Here is a 13686-nt window from a genome sequence, read left to right on the forward strand (position 1 = left end):
GGTCACACTTTGGGCCAGGTACCGGGGGCTGTATCGTGATTGATCATCACGCCGTCACGTTCGCACACGCCCCAGCGGTAACCGAGCGCGCTCGGCCCATTCCAGCCAGATAGTCGGAAAATCCTCCCGCAGCGCGCCCCACCAGACGCGCACTGGTGATGACGACAGGCGCGCCGTACCATCTCACTTCAGCGCCGCGATTCTGCAGCACCTTCACAAGCTGAACGTCCTCTCCGCAGCGCAGGGAAGCGAAGCCACCCGCCGCCAGATAGGCCTTGGCAGAAACACCGAGATTCGCGCCATGGATGCGTCCATGATCGTCGCCCCATCGCTGCCGGGCGCGAAACGCGTTACGCAGGCGCTTTTCGGCCCTGCAGGTCACTGCTATATCCACCAGTCCACAGAAGGCGTCACATCGCCGGTCTACCTGTGCAACCAGCCATTCAGGCGGAACCTCGCTGTCGGCGTCCGTGCTCGCCAGCCATCTCGCACCCCGTGCCAGCAGTTCCGTGGCGGCCGCAGCGCGGGCGGCACCCACGCAGCGCGCCTGCAGCTGCACGGTATACACACGCAGGCGGCGGCAGATGGATTCCGTGGCGTCCGAACAATGGTCCAGCGCAACCACCACCTCCACCGCCTCGCCGTCCAGTCCGGGATGCAGCGCCGCCCGGCGGATCGACTGCAGGCACCGCTGCATGCTGCCCGCCTCGTTGTGGGCAGGGATCAGGACGCCTATCACCGCAAGCCCTCGTTCCGCGCCAACGAGAGCGCACGCCGCGTCCAGCCCTGCAGTACGAAGTCTGCATCACGGTAGAGGAAGGCTTCCTGCAACCCTTCGCCCAGACAGCGATGCACGACATCGGTTCGGCACGCGCGTCCCGGGAACGGGGGCAACCAATGGCAGGCCACCAACAGGCCGTCATCACGAAGTGCTTCATCGATACCGGCGCGCAGTTCGCGCAATGCTCCGGTGCCCAGGTAGTAGCCCATTTCCCCGCAGACGATCAGGTCGAAGCGACCCGGTGGCCACTGCTCGGGATGGCTCGCGCAGTGAACCTGCACATGCGGCAGGTGCGCCAGGTTGCGGCGGGCCCGGAACGCAGCACGCGGGCTGATATCCGTCGCCAGCAAGCGCTCGCAACGGGCGGCCAGCGCCTCGGTCAGTACGCCGTTGGAACACCCCAGCTCCCATCCACGACTGAACTGGCGCTGGCTCAGGCTTGCCAGCAGCAGCGCACGCTTGCGCTCTTCATACCACCGGCTGCGGTAGCCAAAGGGATCCTCCTGCTCATGCAGTTCATCGAAGTACGGTTGCGCGCTCATGCCAGGAATACCTCGTAGTTTCGGAAAAAGCGGGTCAGAACATGAGCGGGCAGCACCGGCGGGCTGTCCAGCCTCGGCACCTGCCCGGTCTGCGTGCGGAAGTGCGCGATCGCCTTCTGCTTGGTGGCCGCCACGTCTGAAATGTCGATAAGCTTGGGTAGCTCCCATGCCATATGTGCGCAGGCCGGATCCAGCCAGTGCCAGCCCCAGACCGGGTACTCCAGCCGGCGGCACCCCACTGCGCGCGCGGCGCGGCAGGCCGCACGCCCTGCAGCTTCATGGTCGGGATGCCCGTCGAACCGCCAGGGTGCGAGCACCAGATCGTGCGGTTGCAGATGCTGTTGTAGCCAGTCTTCCAAGCCCTGCTCGTGTTCGCTTACGCCGCCGTCGGCGATGCCGAGATAAAACGCCGAGTCGACCTGGATGCCGATTTCGTCCAGCGCCGCGGCAAGCTCGGCGCGGCGCGTTGATCGCAGCCGTTCTGGCGTCCACCAGGATTCGCCTGGATAGCAGGCTTCACCATCGGTCACGGCAACGACGCTCACCGCCATGCCCTGCCCCGCTGCGTGCCGGAGCAACCCACCACAGCCAAGGATCTCGTCATCCGGGTGGGGAGCGACGACCACCAGGCGGTCGTGATCGGCACACAAGGCAGCTGCGGATACTGTGGGTTGCTGCCAGAGCCAATGGCAGCGCAGCCAGGCCTGCTCCTGTGTTCCCTGCCCCTGCAGCGGTGTGCCGGCTACAGCGCCCATGTCGCCTCCTGTGCTGCACGCTGCTCGCCCAGCCACTCCCAATCGCGGTCGGCATGACTCTGCCGCAGGAAGACTGTCAGATCAGCGCAGCGACGGGCGTGCGCCGCTTCCATGCACAGGGGCGCCGGGCCCAGCGCTCGACCTGCCAGATCCAGTACGCGCGTGGCCGCACGCTCAACCACACTGCGCACCTGCACCACGTCCTCGCGGTGCGCCGACCCGGGACGGGCGTCGATGCGCGCTGCCAGCTCACGAAGCAGCGACGCAGCGGGGGCCAGGGCCAAGTCCGCTTCGCCCAGCAGCCGCGCTCGGCTTCCCTCGGTGCAGGTCGAGCGCATGCGCTCGGTCAGTGCCACGGAGGCACCAAACCAGACTGCCGCAATGCCGGCACCGCCATGCCAGAACCCGGGTCGCTGCAGATAGTCATCACGCGTCCCCAGGAGCACCATCGGCGCAGCGTCAAAGCGCACCGTGGTGGATGGAATCCCGGCCATGCCAACGGCAGACCATGGCTCATCGGAAAGCGTGCTCCAGTTCGCCGTTTCGACCTGGCACAGCCATACCCCCTGCGCGTCGCGAACCGTTACCAATGCCGCGTCCACCCAGCAGCTGCCGGAGCACCAGGGCTTGTCCCCGCGCAACCTGCCCTCGGCGTCGATGCGAACGGTACTGGCCGGCCCCTCCGCGGCCCACACTGCCAGCAGATGGCCTTCGGCAGGGGCAGCCGCGTTCAACTCGGCAATGATCGCCTGCGCGTCATAGTGCGCCTCAAGCATCTTGGCCAGGCACAGATCTTCGGCTCCCAGCGCCGCCAGCGCCTGCCACCGTTGCAGTGTGCGACCGGCCCCGGGCAAAGGCAGCTGCGGCCGCTCGATCAGCACTTGGCGAGCGCGGTTGACCAGCGGAGTGGGCGACATCACATCCTGCATGAGTGTGTCTTTGAAAGAGATACGACATGAACGTAGGCGACAGGCGGTCACATCACTGTCTTGCCAACGTGGCGGGCACATGAATTCCCGGCGCAGCGTTCCTCACGCACTCATGCCACGTCGTTGCTGCCTGACACGCAGGCACTGCTGCAGCTCCCACAGCCACGGCAGTACCACCAGGCATAGCGCCGGCAGCAGGACGAACCACCACACCTCCGGCGCTGCAGGCGCTGATGTCAGCGACCAACGCGGCTGCGTGTGCCAACCCACCCATGCCAGCAGAACCCAGGGCGCAGCGTCGAGCACGCTGTGTACGTGCTGCTCCGCTGGACTGATGCGTCGGCAGCCGTCCGCGCTGACGGTATCGAAATATCCGGCGACCGCGTGCGCGATGACCAGAAGTGCCAGAAACGTGATGAGCGACAACGTGTTTTCCAACAGCAGCCACGCCAGCACGCCGCTGCCGATCAGCAACAGCTGTAGCCCATGCAGCAGACTCTCGCGTATCGCGGACGTATGCGGCAGGTCGGTCCGCCGGTGAAAATGGAAGTCCAACGCGCCCGCAGCCAGCCAGAGCGCGTAGGCAGCTGCCATGACTGTCGCGCTCACGACGGCGTGCTCACGGTGTCAATACGATCTTACGGCAGTCGTCATCCTTGGCATCGAACATCGCATAGCCTTGCGCTGCGTCGGCCAAGCGCATCCGGTGCGAGATGATGTCCCCCGGATCCAGCTTTCCTTCCATGATTGCGTCGAGCAATTCTGGCATCAGGCCCTGCACGTGGGTCTGGCCCATCTTGAATGTCAGCCCCTTGTCGAACGCATCGCCCAGCAGGAACCCGTGGATGAAACCAGCATAGACACCCGGAATGCTGACTACGCCGCCGCGGCGGGTGGCCGCGATGCATTGCCGGATCGCCACGCCGCTGCTGCCCTCCAGTTTCACAGCGGTCAGGGCGGACTCCAGGGCACTGCCCTCGGCCTCGAACCCGACGGCCTCGATGCAGGCGTCCACGCCGCGTCCACCGGTCTGGGTCACGATGTAATCGGCCGGATCCTCGGTTTCCCTGAAGTCGATTGGCGTCACGCCATAGGTGCGGCGCGCGTAGTCCAGCCGATAGGAAAGATGATCCACCATGAAGATGGCCTCGGCCCCCAGCAGGCGGCAGCAGGCCGCGCTCATCAGTCCCACCGGACCGGCACCGAAGATGGCTACCGTCGAGCCCGGCTTGACTCCAGCGTTCAGGGCCGCCTGATAGCCCGTGGGCAGAATGTCCGACAGGAACAGCACCTGCTCGTCGGCCACACCTTCCGGGATGCGCAGGGGGCCCACATTCGCCTTGGGCACTCGCACGTACTCGGCCTGTCCGCCGGCGACGCCGCCATACAGATGGCTGTATCCGAACAGTGCGGCCGGAGGCAGAAGGCCCTTTTGATTCAGCGCGGCCCCCTGCCCGGGTTGGTCGTCTCGCAGGCGGCATATTCGGCCAGCCGACAGTGGAAGCACTCGCCACAGGCGATCACGAAGGGGATCACCACACGATCACCCGGCTTCACCTGGGTCACGCCGCTGCCCACCTCTTCCACCACGCCCATGAATTCGTGTCCCAGCACATCGCCGTTGTGCAGGTCGGGAATCTTGCCCCTGTACAGGTGCAGGTCAGAGCCGCAGATGGCGGTGGCGGTAACGCGCAGGATCAGATCGTCATCTGCCGCCAGCACCGGATCCGGCACGGTCTCGACGCGCACATCCTTGCGGCCGTGATAGGTCAATGCCTGCATCGTGCTTCTCCAGGGAATCGGAACTCCAGCATCGCAATGCCGCCATCCCTCTTCAGTGACATCCCGGTGTGCGCGGTGTTCATTCTGCGACGTCATCGCGTTAACCCGGGACGGCGCAGGGTTCTGTTTCCTGCCGCAGGAGTTTTTCCCATGAACGACAAGCTGCCTTTCAACCCGACGACGGACGTGGACGATCAATCGAAGGCGCACACGCCGGACAAGCGGCGCAATGATCGGGCCAGGTGGAAGGAACACGACATGCCCGACGACGGCGATGGACCCAAGGCCGTGCCAGAGGACTACGAGCGCCTCGATCCCGATCCAACGGGTAAGCGTTGAGCCCGCCTCACACGCTGGTCGCGCCGGATTCACGAGCATTTGTCGGCCATCCGAGCAGGCTGCATACCGCCCGCTGCAACGATCTGGACGGGGTGCTGCATGTGGAAACGTAATGGTCTCTCGCTGGTGCTGCTCACACTCACGGTCGCATTCATCATCGGGCAGGCGGTGGCGGGGCACCACGTGCACAATCAGGATCTGGTCCAGCACGGACAGGCTCCCATCGACCTTTGGCACTACCTGGCTACTGGGCACTTTGTCAGCGCTACCTTCGAGAACTGGGAGAGCGAATTCCTGCAGATGGGAATGTACGTTCTCCTGACGGTCAGCCTGCGCCAGCGCGGGTCGGCTGAATCGCGGCCCTTGGACCCGGATCAGGAGCAGAATCGTATTGAACCAGGACCCACGCCCTGGCCTGTGAGGCGCGGTGGTGTGTGGCGGGCGCTGTACGCCCATTCCCTTGCGATCGCCTTCGGCCTGTTGTTCCTGCTCAGCTTTACTCTGCACGCATTGGGAAGCTGGCGAGCGGAGCAAGCCGAACAGCAGCTGCAGGGCCAGCCGCCGCCGGGCTTCATGGAGCATCTGGCCAGCAGCACGTTCTGGTTCGAATCCATGCAGAACTGGCAAAGCGAGTTTCTGGCGGTGCTGTCCTTGGTGGTGCTGACCATCTTCCTGCGCCAGAAGGATTCACCGCAGTCCAAGCCAGTCGAGGCTCCCCATGCCCAGACAGGAGATTGAGCCATGGCGACGCATCCTTCGACCGCCCTGTTGATCATCGACATGTTCAGCCGCTTTGATTTTCCAGGCGCAGACGAGCTGACGCCGGTGGCAGAAAGAGCGGCCAGGCAGATCCTGCGGATTAGGGATCATTTCGACGAGCGGGGGTGGCCCGTGATCTACGCCAATGACAATTTCTCGGACTGGAAGAAGGACTTCCGCCAGCAAGTGGAGCAATGCCGGAAAGCGGGAGGCCACGCCGCGCGCATTGCCACGCTACTCTCTCCCCTGCCCGATCACTACTTCGTGCTCAAGCCCAAGCATTCTGCGTTTCTGGCAACGCCCTTGCCTATTCTGCTTGCCAAGCTGGGGGTGCGCCGCCTCTGCCTCAGTGGCATGACGGCCGAATCGTGCGTACTGGCCACCGCCCTGGATGCCAACGCCCGGGAGTACGAGGTCGTGTTGGCGCTGGAGGCTGTGGCAGGCACCCCTGATCAGAAGCGACGCGCATCGGCTCTGCTCGCTGGGTCTGGCGCAGCCCGGGTCGTTCGGTTGTCTTCTCTTGTCTCTGCGTGACGGTGCTGAAGGCCGCTCAGGCGCGGTCGGCTACGCCCTTTACGCCGGCATGACCGGCGCAATGCGCGCAGCAGAAGATCTGTCCGCTTCCTTCAATGCCGTGCCCGATGACCATGCAGCCGCAATGGCCGCAGCGCGGGGCGAACGCATGGATGGCGCACTCGAAGGAGTCGAAAGTGCCGCTGCGCCCGCCCTGCTGAACAGTGAAGCTCTTGTCGTAATTGTTGCCGCAAACATCACACGTGGCCATGTGACACCTCGTGCCGAGGAAGGGACTGCAGTGTCGCGAACCTGGATGTCGGCAGTCGTGAACGTGCCGTATTACTCGCGTGCAGAAGGGTGATGTCCTTCTACTTCGGGGTGTATAGGCCCGGGCATTCTGCGGCGCCTCACGGTCAGCGAAGAGGTTCAACCGGCAGCGAGTCAGACTCGATGCGGACCTCCACCGGCCCCTTCTTTCGAAGGTGCTGCAACCCGCCTTCTACTCGGCCCAGTCTGACCAGGCCTTTCGAGTAGGCAAACGGCCTATGGAAGATCGCCAGATTTCCCCATGGCGCATAGAAGGCGATGTCACCGGGCAACGGCGTGATTCCTCCGGCTCGCCCGTCACGTTGAGACGGCGCGGAAGTTGCGCGATCTTCTCGGTCTCTGCGTAGTCCTCCAGCTGCAGTGTCAGTGGCAACTGGGCGATGAACTCGCGTGCGGGAAGGCTGTCTTCCAAGGTGGCCGACAGCCGTTGATCGTTGATGATCAGTTGAATCTTCATGGGATGAACCTCTTGGTTGGCCCCAGCCTTGGTGGTCGCGATGGCTTGATGATCGGGCGCGGCAGAGCATGCTGCTGCCCCAAACGTAATGAAGAGCACGAGCAGCTGCGCGGCGATCGACGTAACGCGCGTCATCGCTTCAGAGCCTCCCTGCCAATCGCCGCTGACGGTGTGTGGACGTCCTCTGCCGCCGTGGCGTAGGCAAGCAGTGCCGCAAGCACGAGTAGACCCGCACTGGTCAGGAACGTACTGGCAAAGCCGAGGCTGTCGAACAGCAGTCCACCAAGAGCGGCGCCCAGCGCGATGGAACATTGCACCACCGCGACCATCAGCCCGCCACCCGCCTCGGCATTGTCGGTGAACGTGCGTGCCAGCCAGCTCCACCAGCCGACCGGTGCGGCCGTGGCCAGCAGGCCCCAGGCCGAAAGCAGCGCGGCAGTCGGCCAAGGATGGGACCCCAGTGGAATCAAGGTGACGGCAATCAGCGCCATCATGGCCGGAAGGGTCACCAATGTACGGTAGAGCCCGCGCCTGATGAGTGCACCGATGGCCAGTGTGCCCACGAAGCCGCTCACCCCGATGGCCAGCAGCACCCACGGAACAGCAGCCAATCCCGCATGGGTCACCCGCTCCAGAAACGGCCGCACATAGGTGAACAGGGCGAACTGCCCCATGAAAAAGGCAGCGCAGGCCATCATGCCCATTGCCACCACGCGTCGCCGGAACAGCACGACCACCCCGCTGCGTGATTGACCTTCCTCCGCGGCCATGGACGGCAGACAAACCCACTGCCATGCCAGGGCGACAGCGGCTACCGGCAGAAGGCAGAGGAAAGCGCCGCGCCATCCGATCATGCTGCCGAGATAGCTACCCAGTGGCGCCGCAATGACCGTTGCAAGCGCGTTGCCACTATTGAATATCGCCAAGGCTCGCGGGACCTCGGCCGCCGGTACCAGTCGCATCGCCGTTGCGGCGGACAATGACCAGAAGCCACCGATCACCACGCCGATCAGCGCACGGCCCGTCATGTAGACCGGATAGTTCGGGGCCAGCGCTACCACCAGGCCCGACACCGCCATCAACGCCGTGAGGATCAACAGCAACGTTCGCCGGTTCACGTTGCCCGCCAACCGGGAGATCGACAGGCTGGTCAGCACCGCAAAGGCACCCGAGATCGCAATGCCGTAGCCGGCCAGACCTTCGGTCACGCCCAGATCTGCCGCCAATGGAGTGAGCAGGCTCACCGGCATGAATTCCGAGGCGATCAGCGCGAAGACGCACAGCGTCATTGCGAGCACGCCGCCCCAGTTGGCGCGATCTGCGATGGCATCGGTGCGGCTCATTTCCCGGCCAAGCTGCGCTGGAAGAATTTGGCCAGCTTGTCAAAGGGAATCAGCGGGATGCGGTCGTAAAGATCCACGTGCCCGGCGTCCTTCACCCAGTAGAGCTCCTTCGGCCGCCCTGCCCTTCGATAGGCATCTTCGCTGAACTCGCGGGAATGCGCGGCGTCGCCGGAGATGAACAGCATGGGCCGGGGTGAGATCGTCTCAATGTCGTTAAAGGGATAGAAGTTCATGAATTTGACCAGGCTGCTGAAGAGCGGCTGGGTTGTGAGTTCGGCCTTGTCACCCTTTGGCGTGTAGGCGCCGCGCGGGGTGCGGTAGAAGTCGAAGAACTCACGCTGGATGGCGGGCGTGTCAGCAGTGAGATGGTTCACGGTGCCAGGTACGAACACCGGCGCCCCGCCCTTGAATTCGGCCAGACGCTGGTCTGTCGCGGACTGGATCACCGCCTTGCGCTGCTCCAGCGATTGGCCACTGTTCAGCCCCTGCCGTGCTGCCGCGCCCATGTCGTACATGCTGACCGTGGCGACGGCCTTGATGCGTGGGTCGATCTTGGCGGCGCTGATCACAAAGCTGCCGCTGCCACAGATGCCCAGTCCGCCGATGCGGTCAGGGTCGACAAACGACTGCGTGCTCAGGAAATCCACGGCTGCGCTGATGTCGTCCGAATAGATTTCCGGCGCCACCAGATGTCGAGGGGCGCCGGCACTCTCGCCCCAGAAGGAAAGATCGATCGCCAGCGTAACGAAACCCTGCTCGGCCAGCTTCTGCGCGTAGAGCTGGGAGCTCTGCTCTTTTACCGCTCCCATCGGTGCCCCACCACCAGCGCAGGGGCTCGCCTGCTGCCCGTCAGACCCTGGGGGCGGTACAGCGTGCCCACCACTTCCATCTGGTACTGGTTGAGGAAGGTCACGCGCTCCCCGGTAATGGTGGGGCTGCGGTAGAAATTGTCCGCCCCAGCGGGTCGGGCCGCCGACCGCACGTCAGCGGCAGAAGCGGAAATCGGAAGGATCTGGCTGGCAAGCAACGCCAGCAGGAATGTGGTGGGTTTCATATGAGTGCGGCCTCGGCGTGGGAGCTCAGGTCGCCACGATAGGCCTGCCCCGCTACTGCGATAAGCCGCCTTAAAGTTGATGCATTGCTGAGTTGAGCTCACAATTGACCGATGAGTACCGTGAAGACCAATGACCTGCAGGCCTTCTTGGTCGTGGCCCAGGAGCAGAGCTTCACCAAGGCCGCCGTTCGCCTAGGGGTTACGCCCTCTGCGCTGAGCCATTCGATGCGATTGCTGGAAGAACGCCTGGGCATCCGCCTGCTGGCCCGCACCACGCGCAACGTATCGCCTACCGAGGCGGGCGAGCGACTGATGCGCTCGATCGCGCCGCATTTCGAAGCCATCGGGGCCAGCGTGGAGGCGCTGGGGGACCTGCGCGACCGGCCCGCTGGAACGCTGCGGATCTCCTGCACCGACGATTCCATGGAGACCGTCATCCGCCCGCGGCTGGCCGGGTTCCTGGCCGAGTACCCGGACATCACGCTTGAGTTCTACGTGGACTACGGCTTCACCAATGTGGTGGAGCAGCGTTTTGATGCGGGCATCCGGCTCGGAGAGGCGCTGAGCAAGGACATGATCGCTGTCCGGGTCGGTCCGGATTGGCGCCTGGTGGTGGTGGGGTCTCCCGACTACTTCCAGAAGCATCCCAGGCCCAGGAAGCCTGCCGACATCACCCGACACCGCTGCGTGCACATCCGGCATCGCCCGAATGGAGCGATATACGCCTGGGAGTTTGAAGAAAAGGGCAAGGAATTCACGGTGCGCGGCGACGGACCGTTGGTCTTCAACAGCATGATCCACGTCATCAATGCCGCATTGGATGGTCTGGGCCTGGCCTACGTGCCGGAACCACTGGTGGCCGAGCACATCGCGCACGGCAGGCTGGTGGCCGTGCTGGACAGGTGGTGCGTCCCCTTCCCCGGATACCACCTCTACTACCCGAACCGTCGGCAGCCGTCGCCGGCATTTGCTGCACTGGTTGCGTGGTTGAAGGTGGATGTGTGATGTGGAGGACGATGCGGGCAATAGTCCTAATTCCCCTTAAGTGTCCTGTATGGGCTGGAAATGGTCACCAGCCCTTCCCCGATAAACATCCCTAATCCACGGGCGACCTTGGCCTACTTTGGCCTTCTGCCTTAAGGCCAGACCTAAACTTCGATTTCAGCCCCTAGCGTATTTGACTCCCGCGACCTAGATCTCTCCTAGATCCTTGAGCACGGCTTGCCCCTTCTGCAGGAACCCAACCAGCAGTCGACCTCCTGCTACTTTCCGGCCCAATTGCTCATTGAGGTAGCTGACCTGGAGACGCGCATGGGCCAGCAGATCCGTCTGGGCCATGCTAGGGGGCACGGCCTGGAGCGGTTCGCCCGGCGACGCCAGCTGCCCCCGATCGGCTGGACAACGCACGGGCGCCGGCTGTCACTCTTGGCATACGCCGTGGCCATCATCCGGCCGTTCTTCGGCGACCATCCACCAAGCACCAACTCAGTCCCGAGCTGCTCGATCGGCAATCCCGCTTCGGCTACCGCTTTCTCAAAGTTCGGCCACAGTTGGTCCACCACCAGCCCTAGCTCGGCAGATAGCTTTTCTATTGTGAAATCTGCGCGGAAGCTGGCCTGCAGTGCCAGCTCGTAGATGCGGAGGAAGAATTGCGTAGACCCACGCGTAGCAAGCACCACGTTGTGCTGAGGGATCAGCAGCAGCTTTGCCCCGCGGAATGTGCCCCTGTGAGAGCATCCTCTGCCAGGGTATCCGCTGCGACGACAAGGTGGTCACGAGTGAGCAGAACATTGAGGATGCTCATGGCGGGCTCGTCTAGACGTTTGCAGACTATCGCCTTCCCCTCCCCTCCTGTCCAGACTGCCATGACCTCTGAGATCACACAAATTCTTGATCGCCTCAATGCTTGCGAGACCGCACTTGAGATGCACCGCGGCTACCTCAAGGCAATGGAGTATGCTCTGCGGCTTTCGTTTCTAACACACCAAGATCCAAGGCTTCTGCTCGACACGTGGACCAGATTGCTCCCCTTGATCGCTCAAAGCCACGAGAGAGACGGCAGCCAGCCATTTGCGGCCGCATTCCAGCAATCCTTAGCAGTTCTCACAGAGCAGATTGGCGCGGAATGCAGTAGGCCCTAAGAAGCGGACAACGCGCTTGCTCGCGCCTGTTTTCGGTGCCGAAGGTCCTGGATCGCGTCTCGGACCGTGTGGTGATGCTGTCCGCGGCGCTTGCAATGGTCCTGACACTTGTCGCTCTGATTGGCGAGTGGGTTGTTCTCGCTGGTCGGCTCGGATGGGGCACGATTCTGCCGATGTGGGCTCTGTTGGGCATGGCATATGCGGGCCTGGTGACACCCGGCGGCCGCCTGCTGCGCCGGTCAGCTGAGTCCGCTGACTTGCCGTTCCTCTTCGCAGTCCAGTCTTCTCTGTCACACGTGTGCTGGCTGATCGCTTATCCGCTGGCTGGCTGGGTTGGAGCACGCTATGGATTGAACGTTGCGCTTGCAGCGCTGGCTGTTCTGGCGGTGCTGGGATTCATAGCGGCCTGGCGCAGATGGCCGGCACATGACCCCGATGAGATTACACATGAGCACGAGAACCTCGCGGAGGATGATCCACACGTTCTGGAGCACCGTGACGCTGAAGGCAAGCATCGCCACCACTTCGTCATTGACCACCTCCATACGCGTTGGCCGGGTTGACGTAGATAGTCTTTACCCAGTCAGGTGGGGCCTAGTCGCGGGTTTCGTTGCAGACATACATATCTACGTCGCTGTCGTAACGGCATGACAGGCCGCATTCGTAGGATCCCGCTGACGAAGGGCTGGCTGCAGGAGTGTGGTCACGCAAAGCGGCTATCGCAGCCGCTTTACAGTGTTCGAAAGTGTCGTAGTCACCAAGGGCGGCATGGCGAACATCCTGCGTCGTTGCGCCCGGCGGATAGACAAACGCGGTCCATCGATCCTGCGATCTGTTGCAGGCAGCTACGACCAAAGCCAGGGCAAGCACCCAGACAATCCGGCCAGCGTTCATGGCCGAATGCTAGCACCAGCTAGGTACTTAAGCTAACAGGTGGCGTATTCAGCTTGCTGGTGGGCCGCGCCCCAGGAGTCGTCAATCCCCACCCTCTACACCCTTTATGCTGGATCTGAGGGGGGGCGGCGCCGTCCGCCCGATACCCAGGTTACAGTCTGAAAGACAAGATGCCGCCTACAGATCCGTGATGGGGACCAAAGTCAACCTCAAGCCGAGTCTACGCCAAGCTTGGCACCGATTTCGACAAGCAACGCCTGCTTTGTCTGACTGGCCGGCATCGTTCGTACGAGATTGCGAAGCAATCCCAGATCCTGTGCGAGCCCTAGTCGATCACTGAGTCGATGCAGTGTCTTGAGTCGTCGGACAAGGCTGCGATCCTTCGGCTGAGTCTTCCAGAGACCGCCGAGCTCAGGCCCAATCTCCAGTTGCATGCGCAGCCGACGCACACGTCGACGCCAACGATGCACCGCCTCTGGTTCTCCATTGCGAGCCAAGACTTCCGCCCTGACTACCCTGCGGAGACTACGGGATAGCGAGGCGCGTACCTGCGATCGTTGCAATGTGTCCCAAGGCTTCTCCTGCAGAAGCGCCCGGACATGCTCTACGCTCTGCCGGCGGCGTGTAAATCCGGGGTCGGCCGCCAGGATGCGGCCCAGGATCGCTTCCCTGCGCGTGATCAGCCTTATGACGACGCCATTGCACGTGGCATCGCCGTGCGCGCCGTGTAGTTCCAGGGCGAGCTCCACAGCGACGTGGGCGTCGCGCAGGCGACCCAGCCGCTGCAGGGCGCGGTCTTCGTCCTGCAGTGCCATGGCGCCCTCGCTGAATAGTGCCAGCAGGGCGCGTGTTCGCCTGATTGCCTTTCGCGCAGTGTGGATGGACCGGTGGACATCTCCATCCGCAGACAGGGAGGCAGAAATGGACTGAAGCTCCCGCATCAGAACGGCCTTGGCTAGTGCGCCCGATTTGTCAGCCGACATGGGTCCATCCCGATTGGGGTTCGGCGAATCGTAGGCGCGTTGCTGTGGATCTGAAATGAGTACGGTCAATGCCCGATGCTTTCG

Annotated in this window: 15 protein-coding genes and 2 pseudogenes; 5 read left to right on the plus strand and 12 right to left on the minus strand. The window is 63.3% G+C overall.

The features are described from left to right. Window positions 1-46: 46 nt before the first annotated feature. The 6 genes and pseudogenes from N4G47_RS08935 to N4G47_RS08960 all read right to left on the minus strand — a co-directional run bounded on the left by N4G47_RS08935 (window position 47) and on the right by N4G47_RS08960 (window position 4789). A complete protein-coding gene (locus N4G47_RS08935; RefSeq protein ID WP_475286541.1) occupies window positions 47-739 on the minus strand; it encodes a glycosyltransferase family 2 protein in 693 nt (230 codons plus the stop codon). Next, complete coding sequence (locus tag N4G47_RS08940) at window positions 736-1323, minus strand: class I SAM-dependent DNA methyltransferase (RefSeq protein ID WP_475286543.1); 588 nt, start codon at window positions 1321-1323, stop codon at window positions 736-738. Before N4G47_RS08940 ends, N4G47_RS08935 begins: the two co-directional genes overlap by 4 nt. After that, window positions 1320-2078, minus strand: coding sequence for a PIG-L deacetylase family protein (locus tag N4G47_RS08945; RefSeq protein WP_475286545.1), 759 nt, complete (start codon window positions 2076-2078; stop codon window positions 1320-1322). Before N4G47_RS08945 ends, N4G47_RS08940 begins: the two co-directional genes overlap by 4 nt. Continuing rightward, the gene (locus tag N4G47_RS08950; protein WP_475286547.1) at window positions 2066-3007 is read right to left on the minus strand and encodes an acyl-CoA dehydrogenase; all 942 of its coding nucleotides are present in this window, start codon (window positions 3005-3007) and stop codon (window positions 2066-2068) included. The genes N4G47_RS08945 and N4G47_RS08950 overlap by 13 nt, the downstream gene beginning before the upstream one ends. Before the next feature lie 102 nt (window positions 3008-3109). Next, window positions 3110-3601 (minus strand): hypothetical protein, encoded by a 492-nt coding sequence (locus N4G47_RS08955; protein ID WP_475286549.1) that lies wholly within the window; start codon window positions 3599-3601, stop codon window positions 3110-3112. 25 nt (window positions 3602-3626) lie between these two features. Continuing rightward, window positions 3627-4789: pseudogene (locus N4G47_RS08960) on the minus strand (zinc-dependent alcohol dehydrogenase). Between the two features lie 150 nt (window positions 4790-4939). Here N4G47_RS08960 and N4G47_RS08965 point away from each other — a divergent pair. The 3 genes from N4G47_RS08965 (at window position 4940) to N4G47_RS08975 (ending at window position 6421) form a co-directional block, all read left to right on the plus strand. After that, complete coding sequence (locus N4G47_RS08965; RefSeq protein ID WP_475286551.1) at window positions 4940-5128, plus strand: hypothetical protein; 189 nt, start codon at window positions 4940-4942, stop codon at window positions 5126-5128. Window positions 5129-5227: 99 nt separating this feature from the next. Continuing rightward, window positions 5228-5866 (plus strand): DUF6766 family protein, encoded by a 639-nt coding sequence (locus N4G47_RS08970; protein WP_475286553.1) that lies wholly within the window; start codon window positions 5228-5230, stop codon window positions 5864-5866. Between the two features lie 3 nt (window positions 5867-5869). Beyond that, on the plus strand, window positions 5870-6421 hold the full coding sequence (locus N4G47_RS08975) for a cysteine hydrolase family protein (RefSeq protein ID WP_475286555.1): 552 nt from the start codon (window positions 5870-5872) through the stop codon (window positions 6419-6421). 16 nt (window positions 6422-6437) lie between these two features. Here N4G47_RS08975 and N4G47_RS08980 read toward each other — a convergent pair whose 3' ends face one another. The 5 genes and pseudogenes from N4G47_RS08980 to N4G47_RS09000 form a co-directional block, all read right to left on the minus strand. Continuing rightward, window positions 6438-6671, minus strand: a complete 234-nt coding sequence (locus tag N4G47_RS08980) for a hypothetical protein (RefSeq protein ID WP_475286557.1) — start codon at window positions 6669-6671, stop codon at window positions 6438-6440. Window positions 6672-6816: 145 nt separating this feature from the next. Then, window positions 6817-7322, minus strand: a pseudogene (locus N4G47_RS08985) (cyclophilin-like fold protein). Then, complete coding sequence (locus N4G47_RS08990; RefSeq protein ID WP_475286559.1) at window positions 7319-8530, minus strand: MFS transporter; 1212 nt, start codon at window positions 8528-8530, stop codon at window positions 7319-7321. Before N4G47_RS08990 ends, N4G47_RS08985 begins: the two are co-directional and overlap by 4 nt. Beyond that, window positions 8527-9339, minus strand: coding sequence for an alpha/beta hydrolase (locus N4G47_RS08995; RefSeq protein ID WP_475286561.1), 813 nt, complete (start codon window positions 9337-9339; stop codon window positions 8527-8529). The genes N4G47_RS08990 and N4G47_RS08995 overlap by 4 nt, the downstream gene beginning before the upstream one ends. Beyond that, a complete protein-coding gene (locus N4G47_RS09000; protein ID WP_475286563.1) occupies window positions 9327-9584 on the minus strand; it encodes a hypothetical protein in 258 nt (85 codons plus the stop codon). The genes N4G47_RS08995 and N4G47_RS09000 overlap by 13 nt, the downstream gene beginning before the upstream one ends. Before the next feature lie 111 nt (window positions 9585-9695). Between N4G47_RS09000 and N4G47_RS09005 the strand changes: the two genes are divergently transcribed. Both N4G47_RS09005 and N4G47_RS09010 read left to right on the plus strand, forming a co-directional pair. Continuing rightward, window positions 9696-10589 carry a LysR family transcriptional regulator gene (locus N4G47_RS09005; protein ID WP_475286565.1) on the plus strand — a complete coding sequence of 298 codons (894 nt, stop codon included), beginning with the start codon at window positions 9696-9698 and terminating at the stop codon, window positions 10587-10589. A 1171-nt stretch (window positions 10590-11760) separates the two neighbouring features. Further along, window positions 11761-12288: an MFS transporter gene (locus N4G47_RS09010; RefSeq protein WP_475286567.1), complete on the plus strand. Its 528-nt coding sequence runs from the start codon at window positions 11761-11763 to the stop codon at window positions 12286-12288. Window positions 12289-12828: 540 nt separating this feature from the next. Here N4G47_RS09010 and N4G47_RS09015 read toward each other — a convergent pair. Further along, window positions 12829-13671 carry a CHAD domain-containing protein gene (locus N4G47_RS09015; RefSeq protein ID WP_475286569.1) on the minus strand — a complete coding sequence of 281 codons (843 nt, stop codon included), beginning with the start codon at window positions 13669-13671 and terminating at the stop codon, window positions 12829-12831. Window positions 13672-13686: the final 15 nt, after the last annotated feature.

It is taken from the genome of Stenotrophomonas sp. GSD10 (genome assembly GCF_056172695.1).

Coding starts and splice junctions, on each gene's coding strand:
- N4G47_RS08940 (WP_475286543.1), bottom strand. CDS start 1,323: ATGAGCGCGCAACCGTACTTCGATGAACTGCATGAGCAGGAGGATCCC.
- N4G47_RS08945 (WP_475286545.1), bottom strand. CDS start 2,078: ATGGGCGCTGTAGCCGGCACACCGCTGCAGGGGCAGGGAACACAGGAG.
- N4G47_RS08950 (WP_475286547.1), bottom strand. CDS start 3,007: ATGCAGGATGTGATGTCGCCCACTCCGCTGGTCAACCGCGCTCGCCAA.
- N4G47_RS08955 (WP_475286549.1), bottom strand. CDS start 3,601: ATGGCAGCTGCCTACGCGCTCTGGCTGGCTGCGGGCGCGTTGGACTTC.
- N4G47_RS08965 (WP_475286551.1), top strand. CDS start 4,940: ATGAACGACAAGCTGCCTTTCAACCCGACGACGGACGTGGACGATCAA.
- N4G47_RS08970 (WP_475286553.1), top strand. CDS start 5,228: ATGTGGAAACGTAATGGTCTCTCGCTGGTGCTGCTCACACTCACGGTC.
- N4G47_RS08975 (WP_475286555.1), top strand. CDS start 5,870: ATGGCGACGCATCCTTCGACCGCCCTGTTGATCATCGACATGTTCAGC.
- N4G47_RS08980 (WP_475286557.1), bottom strand. CDS start 6,671: ATGGCCACGTGTGATGTTTGCGGCAACAATTACGACAAGAGCTTCACT.
- N4G47_RS08990 (WP_475286559.1), bottom strand. CDS start 8,530: ATGAGCCGCACCGATGCCATCGCAGATCGCGCCAACTGGGGCGGCGTG.
- N4G47_RS08995 (WP_475286561.1), bottom strand. CDS start 9,339: ATGGGAGCGGTAAAAGAGCAGAGCTCCCAGCTCTACGCGCAGAAGCTG.
- N4G47_RS09000 (WP_475286563.1), bottom strand. CDS start 9,584: ATGAAACCCACCACATTCCTGCTGGCGTTGCTTGCCAGCCAGATCCTT.
- N4G47_RS09005 (WP_475286565.1), top strand. CDS start 9,696: ATGAGTACCGTGAAGACCAATGACCTGCAGGCCTTCTTGGTCGTGGCC.